The organism is Streptococcus periodonticum (assembly GCF_003963555.1).
GTDB lineage: Bacteria > Bacillota > Bacilli > Lactobacillales > Streptococcaceae > Streptococcus > Streptococcus anginosus.
Genome location: NZ_CP034543.1, coordinates 1,821,834 through 1,844,622, shown reverse-complemented (window position 1 = coordinate 1,844,622; position 22,789 = coordinate 1,821,834). Strand labels below are relative to the sequence as shown.

Genomic DNA, 22,789 nt, shown 5'->3' with positions numbered 1-22,789 from the left:
TATAGTAGATGAGTAGAAAATACTTTTGTAAGTCCTTTGTATGCATGCTATAGCACTTGTAATACAAGCAAAGAATATAGACATACTTAGTTTATTGAGTAATGGATTATACTGTGGTGTACTTAAAAGTCGATTTATAATCAACTTTTAGTTTTTATATGATAATTTGGAGGTAAATTATAGTGTTTGATAGGAACAAAACAAATCACCTGACGGGTCTGCTTCTGATATTTCTGTGTTCTATCCTTATCTTATTACCTCAATTTTTTTCAGGTAACTTAATTTTAGGTTCGGATTCCATCTTTCACTTTAACCGATTTTATGATACAGCTGAACAAATTAAGAATGTCAATTTTAACTATCATATCTCTCTATATGGTTTTCAGCAGTCTGGACGGATAGTTAATGCCCTTTATGGTCCTTTTATAGCTTATTTTCATGGCTTCTTGGTTCTAATCAGTAAGAATTGGTTTATCTATCAGGTCTTATCCAATATTGTATTATTCAATCTAGCTGGCTTGTCTATGTATGTGTTTCTTATTAAAAGTAAAATGGAGCAGAAGTACGCTGTCCTTGGCGCTTTGCTCTATATCTCTAGCTACTCTATTCAATATTGGACAATTCGGCAAGGATTTACCAGTTGGGGTGCAGCTTTAATGCCCTTAGCTTTGAGTATCTTATTTGAACTAAAGGATACGAAACAGGTACCAAAATATACCTTAGGCATTTATACAGCTTTGATGGTTCAGACACATATGCTATCTTCCGTATTATTAGTGCTGATTTACTTACCATTCTTTGCTTTAGCATTTTTTCAACATCCTAAAAAGTTGGTTTTCATAAAAAGATTACTTGTTGAAATAGGGATTTTCTTTGGATTGACTATGAATATCTGGTCTAGTTATTTTTACCTTTTAACTGGTAATCAACTCATAAGTCCTAAAATAAATACATCTATGAGCCTCAATACCATTAACCAAAATAGTTATTATTGGTTGATGAATCCAGTAACGCTGATTCCCATTTTTCTCCTTGTCTATTTCTTTTTCTTCAGAAAATGGAAAGACTTAGATAGTGGAATGAAGACATGGTTTTGGGTCATGAATGCTTTCTTGTTTTTAACAACTAGCATTTTCCCTTGGAACGATTTAATTGAGAGAAGAAATCCAGTTGCTCAACTAATCCAATATCCTTTTCGTTTTTTCGTTCCTGTAACCATTATTCTTATCTATTTAGCCCTGAAGTTTATCTCAACCAGTCTACCTTTTCAAAAAACAAGGAAGAAAATATTCTTATCTATTTTAGTAGTAAGCCTTATTCAGCCTACTGTTCTAATTGCGACGGCAGTTCTGGATTGGAATTCATCAGATAACTTTTTGCGTAATCAGTATAAAGTAGTTTTTACTGGAGATTCCGATACTATTAAAAGTTCTTTCTATGATGTAGATAAGCAAAAAGCATTAGAATTAGTTGCCAAAGGAACGCCTGACTATCTGCCCTCTTATGGACAATTGGCTGAACAATCCAGTTCTTATTACGATGCCTACCTCACCAAGGTCATCCAAAATCAAGGCTTTAAAAAGACAAGAAAAAAGAGTGGATTGACTTTAGAGTGGCAGGGGGATTCCACTTCGTTTAGAGAGTTGCCTATAATAGTTTACAAGAATACTATCATTACATTTAACGGGCAGCAGTTGAATAATGACCTCTTAAATTTAAGTGCTATCGGAACTCCCACTTTCCAGCAACTTCCAAATGCTAAAAATAGTGTCACCATTTCCTATAAAATGGAAGTGACAGAGAAGGTTATGATAATTTTCTCAGAACTAGCTTGGCTCATTATTCTTATAGTTGTTTTATTTAAGTCTATTTTTATCAATAAGGGCAAGAAATAAAGCCATAAAGAATAAATCAAAAACAGTAAATTTGTTTTAAGAGTTGCAAGATATAGACGGTTACATTGTATGCAAGCTGTGAGATATGATAGATAGGTTACACTAAAACAGTCCGCTTAGTAAGGACAAAAAAGCCTAGAAACGTTGGTTTCATAGGCTTTTTTAATCTCAATTATTTCACTTCTGTAAGGAATACTTAAAATCTATTTTAGTTGTGACAAACCTTATTAAATCAAGGTTTATAAGCTATTGATTTGGATAAAACTGTCAGAAGTTGCCAAAAAGGTTGCCATGAATTTCATGAGGTTAGCTCCGCAATTTTATTTAGATAAATATCTACCGCTTGTGTTTGATTTTTAGGGGCAAGCTCGGCATATATATCCATAGTAGTCTTGATAGACTTATGTCCCATACGAACCTGTAACTCTTTCCAATTCATACCGGCATTTAACATCATAGAAGCATGTGTATGACGGAACAAGTGAAAACCATAGTTAGGTAGATTAACTTCCTGTAATCGTCTTTTGAGTGTCGCACGTTCATTCCTATCGCACATATAGTTTCCGTAGATAGTTGGGAAAATCAACTTACTTTTTGAAAGACCGTTCTTCTTGAAATAAAGATTCATTTCATCATGGAAGTTTTGAAGTTGTTCAATAATTTGGTACGGAACAGCTATTCTTCTATTGCCTGAATCAGATTTAGGAGTATTTTTACAAACAACCTTTCCTTTTAATCCTAACTTAGGTTTCGCATTTTTCCAAACAAGAGTTTTAGTGACTAATATTTCAGAACTTTCAAAATCAAGGTCATAGATAGTCAAAGCTAATAGCTCATTGATTCTCATTCCTGAAGCAAGTAGACTGTCGCAGATAACTTTAAATCGCCGATTAGCCCTAGTATTAGGTAAAGTATCAACGAAATTTAGCCAGATAGTTAAATCTTCATCATGCAGAACCATAATGCGTTTTTGATTGCTTTTAGGTTTTGGGGGAATTTTGATAGATTGAGCAGGATTATGCTTTAATTCAAAGTGTGTTATTCCAAAATCAAAAATATCACTTAATTTATGGGCAATAGCTCCAAAATCTTTAGCACAGCCTTTTTCAGCTCTTTTTATTCCAGAATCTACAGATTCTTTTGATTTTGTTGCAAGCTCGTTAACCCAGTTTTGAATATCAGACGAAGTAACTTTATCAGGCTGATATTGCCCGAATTGGGGGAGGATATAGGTATCTAGATAGTTCCTCACTCGGTTTAGAGTGTTATCTGAGCTGACCCAAGTCTCGTAGTTGGAGAACCACAGTTCAGCTAAATCTGACAAGGTAGCAATGCTAAAAGTTTCTTTCCTTGTTGAACCACTTTCTTCAAAATCAATTTTAGCTTGAATAATTTTACGGTCTAAGGAGCGTAAGGTTTTAGCTGTTACGGTTGTTTTTACAGGTTTTCCAGTCTTTATATCTAAGCCTAGATAGATACTCTTTGCTGAATAACTAATCTCGCCATTGTCCTTTACTTTCTTGAGGACGGTTTTTCCTTTATGGATAATTTTTTCTATATTCATTGCTGCTCTCTTCAATCAATCGAAGAATTGAAAAAAGCTAAAATAGATAGTATCTCACTTTCTTTTTTGATACTCCTATTTTAGCACATTTCACTTCTAGTTGTGGCTTAAAAACTCTAAAACAGTATCAATATGATAGTAAACGGTTCTAGTACCCTCAATAGGTGGTTCTAAACGTTTAAGACCTCTATTTTCCCATGACTTCAATGTATTTGGAGATATACTCAGTAAATCTAATAACTCTTTTTGAGTATAAATAATACCAGTTCTATTCTTTTCACTATTTAAATGTTTTAGTAGGTCAATAACAGTAAGAAGCATGAGTTCAATTTGCTTTAAATCAAAATTATTGCTAGACATACTATTCTCACTTTCTTTGGTAAATATAATTGAAATATGAGATAATAGCAGTAGGGGTAAGCTACTGCTTATCTCTCGCTAATCCGCAACATCACTTTTAGGCTTCTTGGCGGAATCTTTAGGAGTGATGTTGTTTTTTTGGTAAAAAATTTGAAAGGCATCTTCAAGAAAATCTTCAAAATTAAATTTCTCAAGTTCCCTACTAAATTTATTTAACCATAACCCTACGTCTGGGTTGGGGGTGTAGTTGGTCTCATACTCTTGAATGAGCCTGATGATGAAGTGATTGCGGGCTTGAGTGCCCCAGACTTTTTCAATTTTCGTTAGAAGAGGAAAGAGTCCACTACCCTTCATTAAATATGAAATGGTTGATAAAAGGTCATTGTTACGAGAGTTCAAAGATTTAAGCTCTGGGAAGATGCCAGCCCCTTTAAGTAAATCACTAGTGAATTGCAACGGTTGACCAGTCTCTGCATCATGGAAACAATATTTATCAATCATTTTGTTGACAATGAGTTTACTCAAATCTTGAGGGTTATCAATATCAAGAAGTAAGGTTAGTATTTGATTGCTATAATTTCCTTTGTAAGAAGCTTCCATACGTACCCAAGAATTGCAATACTTAGTTAAGTGCATATAGCGACCTTGATTGTCTAATTGTTCCTGATACTTGTTATAGATACGCAGCAGAGCATTTACATTCTTTTTCTTGCTACCGATATACATCGTTTGCGCTTGACCATTTACTTCTTGAGCGCTGATGTTAGAAATATTTTTACATCCCTTATGATTAGTAATGATATATCGCTTGTTTTTCAGCCCTTGATACAGGTCATTGACAGACATTGAATAATTAAAGTAATCAACAGCAAGGTCAATACGAGAGAGGCGCAAGTCATAATAGTCAGCGTACAGCAGTTGCGCTATATTGTGAACGTCAATTACTTCACCATAATAGTCTTGATAGGAGGTTTTATAGTGAGACAAAGCTGATGCAGAAATTTTTAGGATAATCCCCATAGTGAAATTAGTTTGATGCCAAGCTATGGCAAAATAGTAGGGCATACCTTTGAAAGTAAAACCATCAGTATATCCCGCAGGTGCTTTCTTTTCTAAGGCTTGATAATCTCCAAAAATAATAGGAAGAGAAAGTTTCTCAGAAATAATCTCTGCTAGTTCAGAAGCAATCTGAGACCAATGTTGAGGATATTCACCTAATGTCTCTTCTGTAGGTTTGATGACGAATGTCACTTCATCCACACTGGTCATAATAGTTGGTTTGCGGTTAGTATCTTGTTGAAGATACTTTTCAATTTCATTTACATAGGTCATATATAATATAATCCTTTCTATCCGCCAAAAGGAAGTTAACATGGCGGTCATTGTCGGTTTAGTTAACTATTGCTTGAGTAGCGAAATTCCTATGCTTTTATTCTCCCACACTTTAAGGTGGCGGTCACCCTAAATAAAATGTTGTAGAATAACGTTGATATAACAGCGTTTTAAGGGAATTAAGCATTTTACCCTAAAGTGGAATTTACAAAGCTTTAAAAACAAGGTCAAATGGAACGGGGGTCTTTACATGTCCCCCGTATAACAGCCAGCTAAAGCTGGCGAGGCTGTAAGACCTTCTGATTCACTAAAGTGAACCAGAGTCAACAGCCTCCTCAGTATAAGTAGCTATTGAGCGCTCCAATATAGTAAGAACTTGCTGTTTTAATAATTCAATATTACGAACTTTTTTTACCTTAATTTTAACAATAGAGGAACCGTCATCAAATCGTTGTAGGTAGCCCTGCCCCTTCGGTAAGTTTGTTTGAAACTCTTGCTCCTCTTCTAATTCAAAGAGTCCCTTGGTAACGGAGGAACGCATGGCACCGAGTGCAATAATCAGAGAAAACTGATTTCTAGCAGACCCGTCCCCTAGAGCAGTAGCAAGAAGGTCTTGAGAGATAGCCAATATTTTAATATTTAAGGAGCGCCCTGTATATAAGATAACCCTAATTTTCTCTTGATATGCTTTCTTATCTTTACCAGCCATTTCAAATAATGCTGTTAGTTCCTCTACTACAAGATAGAATGGAACTCGTTCACGAGTTTTGTCAGCTTTTCTTTGCTCTAGTTCTTGGAAAGCTAAATCAATAGCAGAGAGTGCATTCAGCCCCAAAAAGATATTTGGGAGGTGTTCAGCAAAAACATAGTCTTCCTGCTTCATCTCAGAGATAACAAAACGGCTACTGGTATTGCTTTTCCAAAGATGGTAGATAAGCATGAATACTAAAATAGATTTCCCCGAACCAGAACTACCAAGAACTAAAGTATGTATTGACGTTAAATCAGGTGAACCGCCTCCTACTTTTAACAAGGGATTGCTAGAGTTCGAAATATTCTTCATCATCAAACTCCCCCTGTGGTCTTGGTTCAGTTGAACGAGCATTTTTATTAAAAGTTGCCTCTTCAATAGTTTCTAATTTGAGATTTGCAAACCACCCACCATTATCTAAGTCAATTTGGCTATAATCAACTGTGTAGGGAACTTCATGATTTGCAATAATTCCCCTCACGATATTTTCAAGTTCAAGTTGTTGTTCTGGTGAAATATCGGAACTAAGTTGTATCATTAGAAAATCCCTATTATCAGAAAGTTTGATTTTTCCTGTAACTTTCAAACGTTCCAGGGATGGTAACATATCATAAATGTTCTTTTGAATGCTCCCTATTTTAGGCAATTCCTTAGGAGGAGAATACTTACTATTTAAGTAGTTAAAGAAAAGTTGATTTAGAAACATCTTATCGAATTGATAAATTCCCCAAATTATAAGAGCGAGAAATCCTAGTAAAAAAGATAGTTGTAGTAGAATGAAAAATAGTCCTAGCATTAGTTTTCTCCTATTCTTTTTGGTTCTCGTATTTGATAGTCGAAATCGACATACGAATCATGTATTCGATAGCTAATTTCCAACACCCCTGAGAGGTTTTTGTAAACCTGATCAATTACAAATTGTGCGTTAGTTGTAGAAAGCTCAGGCTCTGTCCAAACCCTTATACGCCCGCTAAAAAAATCTGTTTCTTGAGATAGATTTTTTGGGCGACTATCTCAAAGGATAGGTCTCTTTGTTCTGTCTTGGTATGGTACCAAATTTAAATCAATTGTTTCATATAAATCATGTAGAATAGACACTATTAGTTCCTCCTATTAAACAGGGGAAGAACTTCCCCTTATTTTAAATCAATTCAATAAAAGCAGATTTAGCTTTTACTGAAAGTGCAGCACGATTTCCGCTTGAGTAAGCATTGATAGAAACATCGTCAAGAATAATTTCTACCAATTCGTCAAATAAAGATGTAAAATCGGTAACATTAACTGCATCAGCTTTGACATTAGTTTGATTAAATCGTCCATCTTTAGTACGTAATCCGATAGACAATTGGGTTTGCCCCGTACGGAGACCAGACGTAAAGTCTTTAACTTCCGCAGCGCCAATAAGGCGACCTTTTATAGTAATTTGTGTAGCTTCCATAGACTACCTCTTTTCTAACCGTTTTATTAAATACATCAAAAAATCCACGGCTTTTCAAATTTATTGAAGATATGTACTAGTGTGTGATAGCTATCTCACATAATTATTGTATAAAAACTAAAAAAATATGTTTACCTAAGAAATGCTATATTTTTGATATAATCTTTTTTGTTTAAAAATTAGGAAACTGTGGAATTTTTGATGAACTCATAACCCCTTGTAAATACTGGATTATAAAGACTATTATTTAGAGATTAAAAAAACTATAATTTAGCATGATAGAGTTTAATCAGGCATCATTATTTTTTGAAAACGCTTTACCCTAAAAGCTTTCTCCCTTCTTGAAATCTCTATATTTTATGTGATAAAATAAGATACTTTAACTTTAGGAGATGTTTCTATGAAAAACAAAATTAAAATAGAAGAACGTATGTTAGTTACAGTGACTCTCAATTTGATGCACAAAATGCAAGATTTTCAAGATTTTAAGAAAGAACAAGGTATTAGCGGAGCTTATGAAGCCAAAGTCGCTTATCTAGTAGAGAACTTGCACGTACATGAAAAAACGGCTGAAAATTTGTTGTCTGGAAAGGTTGTGTCTCATAATAATTATTTAGAAATTTTCCCTTCGTTTGGTTCTGAATCAAATGGTGATACGCAAACAAAATTAGAAAAATTTGCCGAAATAATCTCGAAAGAAATTGAGAACGGAGATGACAATACTGTCAAAGAGGTAAATAGGATACTTTCTGATAAGTTAGATAAGTTAGATTTAAAAAAAATAGTCAATGCGACATTTATCCAATCACTGGAAAAATCCAGTCAGTCTAGTTTAAAAAGCCTAAAAAATCCAAGCAAAAGGACAAAAACTTTGGATTATGCTTGGGTTATCTGGAATAGCTTTTTTTATGACTATATTTCTAAAAGAGATGATCAATATCAAATATTTACTAAATTTAATGTAATAGAAAAAGCAATGGACTACCTCCCTTTAATCGAAAAGATTTTTGAATCAGAAGAAAATCTAGAGGTATTTTGTCAAGTAGCTGAACGAATAGAGTTATTTAAAGAAATACTTCCAGTAGTCAATGAATGGGATGATTGGGAGAATGTGGAAAAGTTTATTAAATCGGTTCAATCACGAAATGGATTTGATAATTATATAGATATAAAATAAGCATGTAAAAAACCAAGTCGTTTTTCGACTTGGCTTATTTTATCTGTTTCAACAATATTCTGAGGGCTTTAATAGTAGGCTCTCTTTTTTCTTTTGGGAGATTTTCAATATCTTCAATGAGTTGCACAAATTCCTTGCCTTTATTCTGATTTTCAATATTGAAAAAGGTATTCACATCAACTTCAAGTGCTTGCATGATTTTTTCAATGGTTTCTATTTTAACGTTTAACTGTTTATTTTCTAAACGGTAAATGTAATTGAAACCTAAATCAGCCTTTTCTGCTAGGTATTCTTGAGTCATTCCATTCTTCAGTCTTAAATGTCTGATTTGTTTAGCAACAAACTCTCTTAAATTCATATTTTTAGTCATGATAGCACCTCTTAACTATCATACAAGTTTCTTTTGATTAAAATACCACCCATTAAAGACTGAATTTCTAAAAATAATATAATACTAAAGACTGTAAATGTGATATAATATTTATAAAACAGTCTTTTGAGACTTATTTATTTAACAAAGGAGAACATTATGTCAAATTTCAAAACTAGTGGTCATGGTACTATTAAGAAGTTACGCACGGGTGCTGTGGTATCTGTATTGGCTTTGTCGTCTGTATATGGGGTATCTACAACGGTAAGTGCGGATGAGGTAGGGGCGACTACTAATAATAGCATTATTAAAACTGTAGAGAAGCCAGACGGTACGGCTACTAAGACGGAGTCAGCTAAGACTGATGCCCCTGTTGCTAAAGTAACAGAACATCAAGTAGCAGAAGCAAAAACACAAGCGGATACTGCTAATCAGGCTGTTGAGGCTCAACAAGGAGTAGTGAATAAGGCAGAGACAGTGGTGAGTGATGCTGATAAAGTTGTTAATGGCACTACAAATCAAATTAAAGAAGTAGAAACAGTTACACCTGCTAAGGTTGATGAAGCTAAACAGGCAGCTCAAACTAAATCAGATGAGCTTGCTAAGGCTGAGGACTCCGTTAAGTCTGCTGAACAGAGTCAGGCTGATACTGCTAAAAAGGTAGCAGACCAAACAACTGTTGTTAATCAGGCTGAGGCTAATGCTAATAAAACTGCAAGTGCTGTGGCTGATGCTCAGAAGAAGGTAGATGACCTTTCTAAATCAACAACTGATACTACTAAGTTGCAAAAAGATGTTGATGACCTTACTAAGAAGGTAGCTGATGACCAAAAAGCCCTAGAAACAGCTAAGCAGTCTTTGGATACTGCTAAGTCTGCTGAAGCTAATAAAGCTAAAGCTATTGAAGATGCTAAGAAAGTTGTAAACGGTGCAACTCAGGTAGCAGAGTCTGCTAAACAGGCATTAGGTGTTGCTAAATCCACTGAAGCTAATTCTACTAAGAAAGTAGAAGACGCTAAAAAAGCTCTTAATGTAGCTAAGGCAGGTACAACTAAACAGGTTCAGGTTGGTACTAAAACTGTAACAACTGGTGGCAAGGCAACCCTTAAGGACGGAGTAGCTAAATCTGAATTCTTTGAATCAAATGGGGTAGTAACTTCTGATGCTTACTTAAAAGCTATTAAGGCTCTGGCAGAGGGTACAGGCTCCTATGCTGATGTTCGTAAAGCTATTACTGATGGTGTAGAGAATGTCCCAGGAAGTTCTTTAGCTGATATTGCAGCACCTAATCGTTCAGTATTTAAAAGTTGGAAAAGTAATTACAATCCGCAATTCTCTAATACAGATTCCACTACTAAGGTATCAGTTCATGATTTAACAGACGAACAATTGACTGACTTAGCTTTGTTCTATACTGCTTTGGTTAATGATTTGCGTTCTAAGGTTGGTACAGAACCACTTAAAGTAACTAAAGAGAGTATAGCAGCTACTAAACAAGCACTAAAAGATTTGTTTAATAAAACATTCCCCGCATATAACAATATGTCTGAAGCAGAGCTCAAGGCTAATGGTTTCTGGGGACCAGAGTCTATTAAAAAAGTAACAGAATCAAATCAAACCCAAGAACACTTAAATTCTGTTCAAGGTTCAGGAAAACTTTTAAATGGTGTAGTAGCTAATCAAGTACAGTACCAAGGACATAATGGTGCTTATCAGACTATGGCTGATTTAAAGGCTAATTTGCTTGCTTTTGTAGGAAATATGCTCTACGGTTCCACTGGTACAGGTTCTAATGTATCAACAGCAGGTACTTCACGTGATAATTTTTCAGATGCTCTTGCTTTGCTTGGTCTTAGTGGTAACTACAACTCAGCTGGGGTAGGTGTAGACTTCTATACAACATTTAATGGTCTGGGGTACTCTGCACCAGCAACTTATGCTTTGATGCTAAACACTAATGGAGAGGCTATCGACAATCCTTACCAGACTTTAACAGGTGGAAAAACAGAGGTTGTTCCTGTTTATGAAACAAAAACCATTGTAGATGAAAAAGCAGTAGCAGATGCTCAAACTAAGTACGATACTGCTGTTAAAGCAGACCAAGATGCTAAAGCTAAACTTGCAGATGCTCAAACTAAGTACGATACTGCTATGAAGGCTTTGGCAGATGCTCAAAAACAACTATCTGACTTGCAATCGGGTAGTGTAGATATTCCTGCTCTTGAAAAAGCGGTAGTAGATGCACAAGCACAGTTAGATGCGGATAAGGCATCATTGCAATCTGCTAAGGAAACACTTGCAGTAGCTAAGGCTAGTGCGGTTGATAAAGCTAATGCTCTTTCTAAGGCTCAGGCTGAACTTGTAAAAGCTAAAGCAGAAAATACTAAAGCTCAACAAGCTCTTACACAAGCTAAGGAAGAACTAGAAGTACTTACCAAAGCTAATGGGGTAGCTAAACAGGCTGTTGAGTCTGCGACAGCTAACCGTGACAAGGTAAAAGTTCTTGCTGATGAAGCTAATAAAAAGTCTCAAGACCTTGAAACGGCTTTAACTAACAAACCAGCTGTACTTAAAGAACTCAATTCTAAACTTGCAGAAGCTCAAACTAAGGCAGCAGCAGCTCGTGCAGAGCTTGAAACTGCTAAAGAAGCACTTTCTAAGTTGCAGGTAACAGCTAAAGAAAAGGTTGCTAAGTACAATGAATTAGCTAAACTTAAAGCTGAACAAGATAAGGCTGAAGCTGATGCTAAGCGTTTGCAAGATTTGAAAAATAAGGCTAATGAAATCCGTAAAAACGGCGGTCAACCTAAAGAAGTTCTTGATGCTAAAGGTAATGTTGTAGATGTTGTTGATGCAGCGGTTAAAGAAGTGCCTACTAACTCTAAGGTAGTTCCTGTAACTTATTCACGGGTTGAAAGAGGCAAGCAACTACCAAACACAGGCTCAAAAGGATCTATGCTTGGTTTACTAGGACTTAGCCTGCTAGTAGGTCTAGGATTGGGATATAAGGGAAAACATAGAAGAGGATAGGAAAATGGCAGAAGTAACAACAATAGTATATCGTCTAGGTAGTCAATATGACGAAAAAATGTCTGCAATTAGCGTCTTTGATGCTCACTTATTCCATGCAAAGTGTCATGGTGATAAAGTATTATTCACTGTGCCAACACAAAATAATACAAAAGTTGGGAAAAAAGTTGAAAAAATCGATAATATTATCCTTACTTTAAAAGACGGTTCAAAATCTTTATTTGCAAAAGTAGATAATCATGGAGTTTTTTCTGAGAAAGACAAAGAAGGAGAACTAAATCCCTATAAACTCCCATCTCAGTGGACTTTATCCGAAGAGATAGAACAAGGTTATACTTGGTTTACTTTAAAGGGGGTAAAAGAAATATCGGAAGAAGAACTAAATTCCTATAAAAGTACGAACGAAAGGGAATATCCACTTTTACAAAGTATATCAGGGGCTTCGTGTCGTATTTATGTAACTGAAAAATAGAATAAGATTCAAAAATCTTCTTACATGGTGTAGGAAGATTTTTATATTCCACAAAGGATTGAAAAGACTATGCTATTTCACTCATTTTTAGGAATGAAAAAAAGCCCTAGGAATCTTCTAGGACTTCTCATTCTTCGATTGTTGACTTTCTTTTTTATTTCAAAAAAGGTTGCCAAAAAGGTTGCCATAGAACTAATTTCAAATGATTTGTAATGAAATTCAAAATTTCAAAAATCGCATGAAATCAAGGCTTTCAGCATGTACTGAAATGTAATGAAACCTTATTTAACCTCTGTAAACACTACATGTTTACGTAATTTTGGTGAGTATTTCTTCAATTGAAGACGGTCTGGAGTGTTGCGTTTGTTTTTAGAAGTAAGGTACAAGCGTTCACCAGATGCTTTGTGTTCAAGTGTGATATTTACGCGCATGATAGCTCCCTTCTATTATTCTGCTGCAGCTTTGGCGATTTTACGTCCTTTGTAGTATCCTTTGAGGGATACACGGTGAGAACGTGAGTAATCTCCAGTAGTTTCGTCAAAATGTACAGATGGAGCTGTAATTTTGTAGTGAGTGCGGCGTTTGTTTTTCTTCGCTTTTGAAGTGCGACGTGCAGGTACTGCCATTTTCTTTATTCTCCTTTTAATATAAGTTCGATTCAATCTCTTTGATTTTCATCAACTGTAATAGTATATCAAAAAAATTTTGTAAAGTAAAGTTACTTGACAGATTTTCTTTTACTTTTTGTAAAATAGCAGAGCGTGCTAGCTTTTCAGAGAAAATATACCGAAACTGTCCTCAAAATCTGCTACTTGTGGTAAAATAATTATATTATATGAATGAAGAGGAAAGCTATGAAATTACAAAAACCGAAAGGGACTCAGGATATTCTCCCTCAAGAGTCTGTCAAATGGCAATATGTAGAAGAATTTGCTCGCAAAACATTTAAAAAATATCATTACGCAGAAATTCGTACCCCACTATTTGAGCATTATGAAGTGATTAGTCGTTCTGTTGGCGACACGACTGACATTGTGACCAAAGAAATGTATGATTTTTATGACAAAGGCGACCGTCATATTACTTTGCGTCCAGAAGGAACAGCACCAGTTGTACGTTCTTATGTGGAAAATAAGCTCTTTGCACCAGAAGTCCAAAAACCGGTGAAACTTTATTATATGGGCTCTATGTTTCGTTATGAGCGTCCTCAGGCAGGGCGTTTGCGTGAGTTTCATCAGATTGGTGTAGAGTGTTTTGGCTCCAACAATCCTGCGACAGATGTGGAGACAATCGCTATGGCAGCTCAATTTTTCAATGAAATTGGTATTCAAGGTGTAACGTTGCAGTTGAATAGTTTGGGAAATGCGGAGAGTCGCGCCGCTTATCGTCAAGCATTGATTGATTATTTGACGCCGTTGAAAGACAGTCTTTCTAAAGATAGCCAGCGTCGTCTGGAAGAAAATCCTCTCCGTGTGCTAGACAGTAAGGAAAAAGAAGATAAACTCGCTGTTGAAAATGCACCCTCTATCCTAGATTATCTAGATGAAGAAAGCCAAACTCATTTTCAAGCTGTGCGTTCGATGTTGGAAGCACTAAAAATTTCTTATGTTATCAATACCAACATGGTTCGCGGATTGGATTATTACAATCATACGATTTTTGAATTTACTGCAGATGTGGCAGGTAATGAATTGACAATCTGTGCAGGCGGTCGCTATGATAGCCTCGTTGCTTATTTTGGTGGACCAGAGACGGCTGGTTTTGGCTTTGGAATGGGCGTGGAGCGCCTGCTTCTCGTTCTTGAAAAGCAGGGTGTAGCCTTGCCGCTGGAGGATAGCTTAGACGTTTATGTTGCAGTTTTGGGAGACGGTGCTAATAACAAAGCTTTGGAAATTGTACAAGCACTTCGTAAGCAAGGATTTATAGCTGAGCGTGATTATTTAAATCGTAAGTTGAAAGCCCAATTCAAGTCAGCAGATACTTTCTCTGCTAAGACTTTGATAACTCTTGGTGAAAGTGAGATTGAAAGCAATCAAGTTACTGTCAAAAACAATCAAACTCGTGAAGAATTGACAGTCAGTTTAAATCAGATTCAAAAAGATTTTCAAACAATTTTTGAACAACTGGGGTTTTAATTTAAAAAGGGAGAAAGCCAGTCGAATGGCTTTTTTCTCTCATAACATAGTAGAATGTTGAAGTAGAAGTGGAGAGAACAATGAAAAAAATAATCATTCCGTCTGTAATTCAGTTTCTAATTGTTTTTTTGATTATAGGAGGAATTGCCTATTTTGTAAGAGGGGATTTCTTTTTTCGGTTTTTAGCACCGATTTTTGGCTTGGCAGCAGGGCTATTGCGCTTAGCATCAAGTTATGTGGTCAAGGTTTTGCATCCTGAATTATATGACAAAGAAAGTAAGAGGTGAGTCGTCATCTTCTTTTGTAAAAATATTACGTTAAGATATGAAGATTTTGAAAAGCATGTCTTCTTTTTCATCGCTTTTGTGGTAAAATAGTAAAAGAATTAAAAGTTTGGAGAATAAAAATGAAACGTTCAATGTATGCCGGGCGTGTTCGTAGTGAACATGTTGGTCAAAAAATCACTTTGAAAGGTTGGGTGTCCCGTCGTCGTGACTTGGGAGGACTGATTTTCATTGATTTGCGTGACCGTGAAGGCATAATGCAGCTAGTTATCAATCCTGAAAATGTGGATAAAGAAGTCATGGAAACCGCTGAAAGTTTGCGAAGCGAATATGTGATTGAAGTGACTGGAAAAGTAGAAGCTCGTACGCAGGCGAATGATAAATTGGCAACGGGAGCTGTTGAACTACACGTGGAGAATCTGACAGTTCTCAATACGGCCCAAACGACTCCATTTGAAATCAAAGACGGTATTGAAGCGAATGATGATACCCGTCTCCGTTACCGTTATTTAGACCTTCGTCGTCCTGAAATGTTGGCAAATTTGAAATTGCGGGCTAAGGTAACACATTCTATTCGCAATTACTTAGATGAGCTTGAATTTATTGATGTGGAAACGCCGTTTCTTACTAAGTCAACTCCAGAAGGGGCGCGTGATTATTTGGTACCAAGTCGAGTGAACCAAGGTCATTTTTATGCTCTGCCACAAAGTCCTCAAATTACCAAGCAACTGTTGATGAATGCTGGATTTGATCGGTATTATCAAATTGTAAAATGCTTTCGTGATGAGGATTTACGTGGAGACCGTCAACCAGAGTTTACACAGGTTGACTTAGAAACTTCTTTCCTATCTGATCAAGAAATCCAGGATATTACAGAAGGCTTGATTGCTCGAGTGATGAAAGAAACGAAGGGGATTGAGGTTACACTGCCATTCCCACGAATGAAATATGATGATGCAATGGCTTTGTATGGAAGTGATAAGCCAGATACACGTTTTGAGATGCTATTGCAAGACTTGACAGAACTTGTCAAGGGAATTGACTTTAAAGTTTTCTCAGAAGCACCAGCCGTTAAAGCGATTGTTGTGAAAAATGCTGCTGATAAATATTCTCGCAAAGATATTGATAAGTTGACAGAGCAAGCAAAACAGTATGGAGCAAAAGGACTTGCTTGGGTGAAAGTGGTATCAGGTGAACTAAATGGACCAGTTGCTAAGTTTTTGAAAGACTTGACAAGTGACTTGACAGATGCTTTACAGCTTGAAGACAATGATTTGGTTCTTTTTGTAGCGGATACGCTTGAAGTTGCCAATGCATCCTTGGGAGCTCTTCGTGTTCGTCTTGCAAAAGATCTAGACTTGATTGATGAATCGAAATTTAATTACCTTTGGGTTGTGGATTGGCCAATGTTTGAATGGTCGGAAGAAGAAGGTCGCTATATGAGTGCGCACCATCCATTCACTCTTCCACAAGCAGACACAGCTCATGAATTAGAAGGTGATTTGAGCAAGGTTCGTGCTATTGCTTATGATATTGTCTTGAATGGTTATGAATTGGGTGGTGGAAGTCTTCGTATTAACCACAAAGATTTGCAAGAACGAATGTTTAAAGCCCTTGGTTTTTCTGAAGAAGAAGCTACTGATCAATTTGGTTTCTTGCTAGAAGCAATGGATTATGGTTTTCCACCGCATGGTGGACTGGCAATTGGGCTAGATCGTTTTGTCATGTTGCTGGCTGGCGAGGAAAATATCCGTGAAGTGATTGCTTTCCCTAAAAACAACAAAGCAAGTGATCCAATGACTCAGGCGCCAAGCATAGTCGACGCTAAACAACTTGAAGAATTAAGTTTACAAGTAGAAACTCATGAAGAAAAGTAAGATTTACAAACGATTGCGTTATTATTTGCGCCGTCTAGCCTATGATTTTAAGTTGATACGAGTACTTAAGAGTATTTCTCGTGAGAAGTACGATGAAAAGATTTCTGCTTCGCTCATTTATGGTTTTCTATCTGCGGTTGCAGTGAATCTTTTCTTTCAACCGGGGCATGTTTATTCAAGCGGTGCGACTGGATTGGCACAGATTTTAGCTGCTTTAAGTACGCGTTTTTTAGGATTTACTATTCCGGTTTCTGTGACTTTCTACCTCATCAATATCCCGCTGATGATTTTGGCTTGGTATCAAATTGGGCACAAGTTTACGGTATTTACTTTTATAACCGTTTCCATGAGCTCGCTGTTTATCCAGTTTGTTCCTGAAGTGACTTTAACGAATGACCCGATTATCAATGCCTTGTTTGGTGGGGTTATCATGGGAATGGGAATCGGCTTTGCCTTGCGTTCCAATATTTCCAGTGGTGGGACGGATATTGTCAGCTTGACGGTTCGGAAGAAAACCGGCAGAAATGTGGGAAATATTTCCTTTATGGTCAATGGCATGATTATGATTATTGCCGGTGTGACTTTCGGCTGGAAATACGCACTATATTCGATGATTACGATTTTTGTGTCAAGCCGTGTGACAGATGCAGTCTTTACTAAGCAAAAGAAGATGCAGGCGATGATTATTACCAGTCATCCCAGAGAAGTTATTGATAAAATTCATAACAAATTGCATCGTGGTGCAACCATGGTTAATGGTGCAGAAGGTACCTACAATCATGAGAAAAAAGCAGTTTTGATTACAGTTATTACGCGTGCTGAATTTAATGAATTCAAGCATATCATGCGTAAAACCGATCCGCATGCTTTTGTATCGGTAGCAGATAATGTTCACATTCTTGGACGTTTCGTAGAAGAATAAAACATCAGATTGGCTAGTTTGGTCAATCTGATGTTTTTTTATATGACTTGCAGTCTGTCTCGCGGCCTTCGGTGCGGGACAAATAGAGGCTGGGCAAAAACAAGCATAAAAGCAAAAAGGCTTAGAATCTGGTTTAAATAAATCTTGATTTTAAGCCTTTTATAATGTCGTTGATTATCTATTTCTGATTAAAAATGGTGTTTTTGCCCAGCCTCACGATTATTTAAGTACGAGAACTTGTTTTGCAGGGACAGTATAGGAATCTCTGTTAGTATTGAGAGGAACGTCAAGGCTGATCTCTGGGTAGTTGATAAAAATAGCTTGTTTATCCTGATTTGGATAGCTAAATGCTTCGTTTCCAAAGTTAATGAGGATTGTGATTTGATCTTCTTTTTCTTTAATTTTATATTCGACCACAGAATCACTTAGCCATTCGACAGAACAGTAATCTTTAATTTCTGTTCTTGTTTCCAAACTGAGGAGCAGATTTGCTTTTCTGAATTGGATCAACTGGCGAACAAAATCTACGTCTTTCTCATATTCAATTGAGCGTAGCCAATCAAGACGGTTGATGGCGTCTTGAGCATTATAAGTATTATCCATGAGGTTTTTACTACGGAAAAACTCTTGCCCGCTGTGAATAAAAGGCACCCCTTGTGCAAGTAAGGAGAGATGCAGAGCGAGACGGGCATTATCAAGCCGTTCCTTCAAATCAATCTTTGGATTTTGAATCGCAAAATAGTCAAAAGCAGTTGCATCGTCATGGCATTCTACATAGTTGATTGCTTGTTGCGGTGCGATAAAGTGCTCAGTACCAGTACCTGAGAAGCCAATATTAGCAGTTAGAACATTCTCTATGGAATTTAGCGAATGAACCTCTGATAATTGTTGCCCTTCTGCAATGGTTGCTTTTATTGTATTGCGAAAATGATCGTTGAAAAATCCATAGCTTGGTAATTTGTCAGCGTTGAATTGATGTGCAAGTCGATTGCTATCGAGTCCCGTATTCATACGCCACCCTTCTCCATACAAATAAACGTTTGGATAAAGCGACTTCAATTCCTCTGCAATCTGCTTCATGGTTTCTATATCTAGAATGCCCATGAGGTCAAAGCGGAAGCCGTCCATTCCATAAAGAGTTAGCCATTGTTTGAGGGAATGCTTAATATAGCTACGAACCATTGCTCGTTCACTGGCTACGTCGTTCCCACAGAAAGTCCCATTTGTTAAATTGGCATTGTGATCATAGCGGAAGAAATAGCCTGGGACGATTTTTTCAAAAGCATAGGTTTTGGGATTGTAGACATGATTGTAAACGACGTCCATGATAACACTAATGTCAGCTTGATGATAAGCAGCGATTGCTTCTTGCAATTCAACGATTCTTGTATAAGGATCATGTGGATTTGTTGCAAAGCTGCCGTCAGGAAGATTGTATTGCATAGGGTCGTAGCCCCAGTTATACACGAGTTCTGGATGGTTTTCATCAACACTGCCAAAATCATACACTGGCATGAGTTGGATATGAGTAATGCCCAGTTGTTTGACATAATCCATTCCCAAAGTGTGTTCTTGCAAATCAGGAGACTCTGTTAGGGACTTGAATTTCCCAGGGTAAGAAAACTCAGCTTCTTTTTGCATGGAAAAATCTCTCACACTCATCTCGTAGATAACAGCTTTTGTTATTGGAATTTGTGTTGCTGCTCGGTGAATTGGGCGAGTAATTTTCTCTGGATTGACAACATAACTAACACCAGAATTGCTTTCAGAAGATAGGGCATAAGGGTCGTGGACTTCCACCCAATGACCATTCACTTTGTGTAGATAGTAATAAGCAGCCCCATCAAAATCTCCAGAGACCTCTGTTTGCCAAACGCCCTTTTCACCAAGTGTCATCGGATAAACTTGATTTTGTAAATGGAGCAAAACTTGCTCGGAAATAGGAGCCCAGAGTTTAAAAGTCGTTACTTTAGGAGTGTAATGAGCTCCTAAGTCATCGCCATCATAAGCAAAGGTCTGGTCAAAAATCGGTTTTCTCACAATATGGCGAAATTGCAAAAAGGTTTTATTGCGATCTTGGTCGTAAATCCAATAATGACTGGTTAAATCTAACGGCTCAAGAGGAGCAAGACTGTATTGCACGAAGTCATCTTGTTCTTCCAGAGTTCTTATCTGTAAGGTTTGTGTGCTATCAACCGTTTCGATTGTAAATTGTAATTGTTCAGTATAAAATTGTTTTTCTAACTCGATCGTGATGAGACTTTGGTCATCTAAGTAGGCTTGGAATGTTCGGAAAGCCATAAACTTCCTTTCTTTATCGTTCGATAATGCGATGTGGAATCAATTGGCGATAGCAAATTTGTCGATTTTCTTTGGTATCATTGATAATTTGTAGAATAGTCTTGAACGAAACCCGCCCTAGCTCTAATGTGTTAATATCTACATAAGCTATTAAATCAAGTTTGGGTTTAATAGAGTCAAAGGCTAGAGTGGGAACAGATAATTGATTTTCATTTAAATAATTACAAACTCCCTCTGCCAGCATACTGTCTGTTGTGATAATAGCATCAATTTTTGTATCATGACTGAGAAGGCGCTTGGTAAATTGATATCCTTTATCTTCCAAAAATTCATTTGCAAAGGCTGTATTTTGAGGGTCAAGCTCTAAATGGTAATCTTCTAGCGCTTTTTGGTATCCTTTATAACGATCTTGTGTCACAAATAACCTTTTACTACCACCAATAAAAGCAATATTGCGGCAGCCTTTTTTGATAAAATATTCTGTTGCATCATATCCGGCTTGAATATTGTCATTGTTCACCAAAGGAATGAATGGCGAAAGAGATTTTCCTAAAATTAAGAAAGGAAATTGTTCTTCGCTGACCATTTTCACTAATGGATCATTTTCCTGAGAATAGAGAAAAATGAGTCCGTCCACACGTTTTCCTAGAACCATTTGGGAAATAGCTTCCATGCGTTCTTTTTCATTTTTCCCGGTCGCAATTTGAATAGCGTAGTGAAACTCAGAAGCTACCTGAGCAATCCCGCGAAAGACTGAAGGAAAAAATGGATTTTGATAAAAAGCATCGGAATCATCAGGTAAAACAACACCAATGACTTGTGTGTAACTGCTAACAAGACTACGTGCATTAAGATTAGGATGATAATTCAATTCCTTCATAGCTTTACGGACTCTTTTTTTGGTCTCATCGCTGATGCTGGATTTATTTTGGACAACACGGGTAACGGTAGAAGGCGAAACTCCTGCCAATTTAGCAACTTCTTTAATAGTAACTCGCATAAAAAACCTCCTACTTTTTCATTTTTTCATCACGGAAATGTGTCCGATAGAAAATAATGACGAGATAAAGAACAAACAGAATGTTTTGAATGGTAATCATAGTGGTCATGGCTTGACCAAACAATAACCCTGCCGCGACAGCAATCAATGTTGGCAAACCTAAACAATTCAAAGCAAAATGATAGCATTCTTTGACGGTTTTAAAAGAAAAAAGACGAGATTTTTTCGTTAAGTAAAGGAAAAAAGTGGCACCTAGAAGGACAATAAAGAAGTTTAATGCCAATAGAAATCCTGAAATCAGAATCAAAAATAGACTGACGGTAACACGATTTTGTTGAAACCAATCTTGTGAAATGGCGGCACTGAGCGACTTTTTATTTTTTAGAGCAGCTTGATTGATATACTGATATTGAATGTTTGCCAGTTTTCTTCCTTTTTTACTAATAACCAATTGCTTTGGCTCAAAAGCAAGGGTCAGCTTTTCTCCTAAGGCTGTATTCCCTTTTCCAAGAAGGACAGTTCCTGCTTTGCTATTGTGAGTTGATTGCTGACCAGCATAGCTGAATTGATGATTTTCTATTTTAGCATTCTCTGTGATATCGTCCATTACTTCCTTTGTAACAGGGTCAAAAACACCATCTACAAAAGTAGTGAGTGGATAAGTCTTGAGAGACGCGTTTTGCACAGCAACTGGTATCATAGATAAGGAAATTAAAAAGATGCTTGTAAAAATCAATTGACACCAGGTCAGTAATTTTCGGTTGGCAAAAGGCTTTTTAAAACCGTAAATACTAGAAAAATAATTAAATGGATAAGGTAGCATAAGACACTCTTTCTAAAAATTTATGGGAATTATATACCTGTTTACACAACTACAAAGTATAGTTGTCAAATTTACAAAAATCTTATTTTAAGATACTATATATTGTGATTAGTGTAAAGTGCTATATAGTTCCCAAATTTATAATCAGGTAATGGCTAATAAAGCAAAGTTTATTAGCTATCATACAACTATAAATAAAAGAGGGTGGGACAAGATTATCCCTTGTCGCCACCACTTGTTAAACCAGATACAAAGTTCTTTTGTAGGAAGAAGAATAAGATACAGATTGGCAGAGCAATCAAGATAGCACCTGCTGAGAAGTAAGCAATCTTCAAATTCTTCACATCACTAACAAAGGTTTGTAAACCAACAGCAACTGTATAGAATTCTTTTTCACGAAGTAAGAAACTAGATAAGATGTAGTCTCCGAATGGTCCCATGAAAGCCCAGAGAGCTTGTACAGCAATCATTGGACGAACGAGTGGCAGTACAATTTGCCAGAAGCGTCTGAAGTGACCAGCACCGTCCAATTTAGCAGACTCATCAAGTGAGATAGGCACTGTATCGAAGTACCCTTTCATGAGCCAAGCGTTCATTGGGATACCACCGCCGACATAAAGGAAGATGAGGAACCAACTGTGGTTGAGCGCATTTAACATCAAAGCCATAACGAAGAAGGCGGTCAGGGCAGCCATTGTTGGTACCATTTGAATGATTAAGAAGAAGACCAGACTTTGTTTTCTAGCTAGGAAATTATAACGACTATAAGCGTAACCAGCTAGTACAACTATACTTGTTTGGATAATCATTGTCAAGATAGCAATGATTAAAGTGTTAAAGTACCAAGTCCCATAAAGAGTTTCAGTAAAAAGCTTGCTAAAGTTTTCTAGGCTAAAATTAATATCTGTATCTAGCTTAAACGCAAGGACATTCCCTGTCTTGAAAGCAGACATAATCGTAATCAAGAGAGGATAGATAATGATAATAGATAAAGCCACTAGATAGAAATAAGTTAAAAAGTGGTTTAAACGGCGTTTAAATTTAATAGAATTATTCAT

The 22,789-nt window shown here is 36.6% G+C and carries 21 protein-coding genes; 8 read left to right on the top strand and 13 right to left on the bottom strand.

Going from position 1 to position 22,789, the window contains the following annotated elements:
• Nucleotides 1-182 precede the first annotated feature (182 nt).
• Nucleotides 183-1,895, top strand: coding sequence for a hypothetical protein (locus EHW89_RS09055; protein WP_226997574.1), 1,713 nt, complete (start codon nt 183-185; stop codon nt 1,893-1,895).
• Between the two features lie 298 nt (nt 1,896-2,193).
• Here EHW89_RS09055 and EHW89_RS09050 read toward each other — a convergent pair whose 3' ends face one another.
• The 6 genes from EHW89_RS09050 to EHW89_RS09020 all read right to left on the bottom strand — a co-directional run bounded on the left by EHW89_RS09050 (nt 2,194) and on the right by EHW89_RS09020 (nt 7,340).
• The gene (locus EHW89_RS09050) at nt 2,194-3,459 is read right to left on the bottom strand and encodes a tyrosine-type recombinase/integrase (RefSeq protein WP_022525228.1); all 1,266 of its coding nucleotides are present in this window, start codon (nt 3,457-3,459) and stop codon (nt 2,194-2,196) included.
• A gap of 96 nt (nt 3,460-3,555) precedes the next feature.
• Complete coding sequence (locus EHW89_RS09045) at nt 3,556-3,819, bottom strand: MerR family transcriptional regulator (protein ID WP_000097742.1); 264 nt, start codon at nt 3,817-3,819, stop codon at nt 3,556-3,558.
• 78 nt (nt 3,820-3,897) lie between these two features.
• Nucleotides 3,898-5,151 (bottom strand): replication initiation factor domain-containing protein, encoded by a 1,254-nt coding sequence (locus EHW89_RS09040; protein ID WP_000222854.1) that lies wholly within the window; start codon nt 5,149-5,151, stop codon nt 3,898-3,900.
• A 307-nt stretch (nt 5,152-5,458) separates the two neighbouring features.
• Nucleotides 5,459-6,217, bottom strand: a complete 759-nt coding sequence (locus EHW89_RS09035; protein ID WP_226997573.1) for a type IV secretory system conjugative DNA transfer family protein — start codon at nt 6,215-6,217, stop codon at nt 5,459-5,461.
• On the bottom strand, nt 6,192-6,698 hold the full coding sequence (locus EHW89_RS09030; RefSeq protein ID WP_000901060.1) for a hypothetical protein: 507 nt from the start codon (nt 6,696-6,698) through the stop codon (nt 6,192-6,194). Before EHW89_RS09030 ends, EHW89_RS09035 begins: the two co-directional genes overlap by 26 nt.
• Before the next feature lie 345 nt (nt 6,699-7,043).
• Nucleotides 7,044-7,340: a hypothetical protein gene (locus EHW89_RS09020; RefSeq protein WP_000388454.1), complete on the bottom strand. Its 297-nt coding sequence runs from the start codon at nt 7,338-7,340 to the stop codon at nt 7,044-7,046.
• 400 nt (nt 7,341-7,740) lie between these two features.
• On the opposite strand from EHW89_RS09020, the gene EHW89_RS09015 reads away from it, so the two are divergent.
• Nucleotides 7,741-8,517 (top strand): hypothetical protein, encoded by a 777-nt coding sequence (locus tag EHW89_RS09015; protein ID WP_000790956.1) that lies wholly within the window; start codon nt 7,741-7,743, stop codon nt 8,515-8,517.
• Between the two features lie 34 nt (nt 8,518-8,551).
• Here EHW89_RS09015 and EHW89_RS09010 read toward each other — a convergent pair whose 3' ends face one another.
• Nucleotides 8,552-8,887 (bottom strand): helix-turn-helix domain-containing protein, encoded by a 336-nt coding sequence (locus EHW89_RS09010; protein WP_000164875.1) that lies wholly within the window; start codon nt 8,885-8,887, stop codon nt 8,552-8,554.
• Nucleotides 8,888-9,046: 159 nt separating this feature from the next.
• Between EHW89_RS09010 and EHW89_RS09005 the strand changes: the two genes are divergently transcribed.
• Together EHW89_RS09005 and EHW89_RS09000 are read left to right on the top strand one after the other, a co-directional pair.
• Nucleotides 9,047-11,917, top strand: coding sequence for an SEC10/PgrA surface exclusion domain-containing protein (locus EHW89_RS09005; protein ID WP_126467938.1), 2,871 nt, complete (start codon nt 9,047-9,049; stop codon nt 11,915-11,917).
• Nucleotides 11,918-11,921: 4 nt separating this feature from the next.
• A complete protein-coding gene (locus EHW89_RS09000; RefSeq protein WP_000852727.1) occupies nt 11,922-12,389 on the top strand; it encodes a hypothetical protein in 468 nt (155 codons plus the stop codon).
• A gap of 281 nt (nt 12,390-12,670) precedes the next feature.
• Here EHW89_RS09000 and rpmG read toward each other — a convergent pair whose 3' ends face one another.
• Nucleotides 12,671-12,820: a 50S ribosomal protein L33 gene (gene rpmG, locus EHW89_RS08995; RefSeq protein WP_003026692.1), complete on the bottom strand. Its 150-nt coding sequence runs from the start codon at nt 12,818-12,820 to the stop codon at nt 12,671-12,673.
• A gap of 15 nt (nt 12,821-12,835) precedes the next feature.
• Nucleotides 12,836-13,015, bottom strand: a complete 180-nt coding sequence (rpmF, locus tag EHW89_RS08990; protein ID WP_049533400.1) for a 50S ribosomal protein L32 — start codon at nt 13,013-13,015, stop codon at nt 12,836-12,838.
• 228 nt (nt 13,016-13,243) lie between these two features.
• Between rpmF and hisS the strand changes: the two genes are divergently transcribed.
• The 4 genes from hisS to EHW89_RS08970 all read left to right on the top strand — a co-directional run bounded on the left by hisS (nt 13,244) and on the right by EHW89_RS08970 (nt 17,607).
• Nucleotides 13,244-14,524: a histidine--tRNA ligase gene (hisS, locus tag EHW89_RS08985; RefSeq protein ID WP_126467936.1), complete on the top strand. Its 1,281-nt coding sequence runs from the start codon at nt 13,244-13,246 to the stop codon at nt 14,522-14,524.
• Nucleotides 14,525-14,604: 80 nt separating this feature from the next.
• On the top strand, nt 14,605-14,811 hold the full coding sequence (locus tag EHW89_RS08980; RefSeq protein WP_003027825.1) for a hypothetical protein: 207 nt from the start codon (nt 14,605-14,607) through the stop codon (nt 14,809-14,811).
• A gap of 119 nt (nt 14,812-14,930) precedes the next feature.
• The gene (aspS, locus tag EHW89_RS08975; protein WP_126467934.1) at nt 14,931-16,685 is read left to right on the top strand and encodes an aspartate--tRNA ligase; all 1,755 of its coding nucleotides are present in this window, start codon (nt 14,931-14,933) and stop codon (nt 16,683-16,685) included.
• A complete protein-coding gene (locus EHW89_RS08970; RefSeq protein ID WP_126467932.1) occupies nt 16,672-17,607 on the top strand; it encodes a YitT family protein in 936 nt (311 codons plus the stop codon). The genes aspS and EHW89_RS08970 overlap by 14 nt, the downstream gene beginning before the upstream one ends.
• A 219-nt stretch (nt 17,608-17,826) precedes the next feature.
• Here EHW89_RS08970 and pulA read toward each other — a convergent pair whose 3' ends face one another.
• The 4 genes from pulA to EHW89_RS08950 all read right to left on the bottom strand — a co-directional run bounded on the left by pulA (nt 17,827) and on the right by EHW89_RS08950 (nt 22,789).
• A complete protein-coding gene (gene pulA / locus EHW89_RS08965; RefSeq protein ID WP_126467930.1) occupies nt 17,827-19,908 on the bottom strand; it encodes a type I pullulanase in 2,082 nt (693 codons plus the stop codon).
• Nucleotides 19,909-19,921: 13 nt separating this feature from the next.
• Nucleotides 19,922-20,908, bottom strand: coding sequence for a LacI family DNA-binding transcriptional regulator (locus EHW89_RS08960; protein ID WP_022526082.1), 987 nt, complete (start codon nt 20,906-20,908; stop codon nt 19,922-19,924).
• Nucleotides 20,909-20,918: 10 nt separating this feature from the next.
• Entirely contained in the window at nt 20,919-21,731 is an 813-nt protein-coding gene (locus EHW89_RS08955; RefSeq protein WP_126467928.1) for a DUF1189 domain-containing protein, read from the bottom strand.
• 215 nt (nt 21,732-21,946) lie between these two features.
• The gene (locus EHW89_RS08950) at nt 21,947-22,789 is read right to left on the bottom strand and encodes a sugar ABC transporter permease (RefSeq protein WP_003026676.1); all 843 of its coding nucleotides are present in this window, start codon (nt 22,787-22,789) and stop codon (nt 21,947-21,949) included.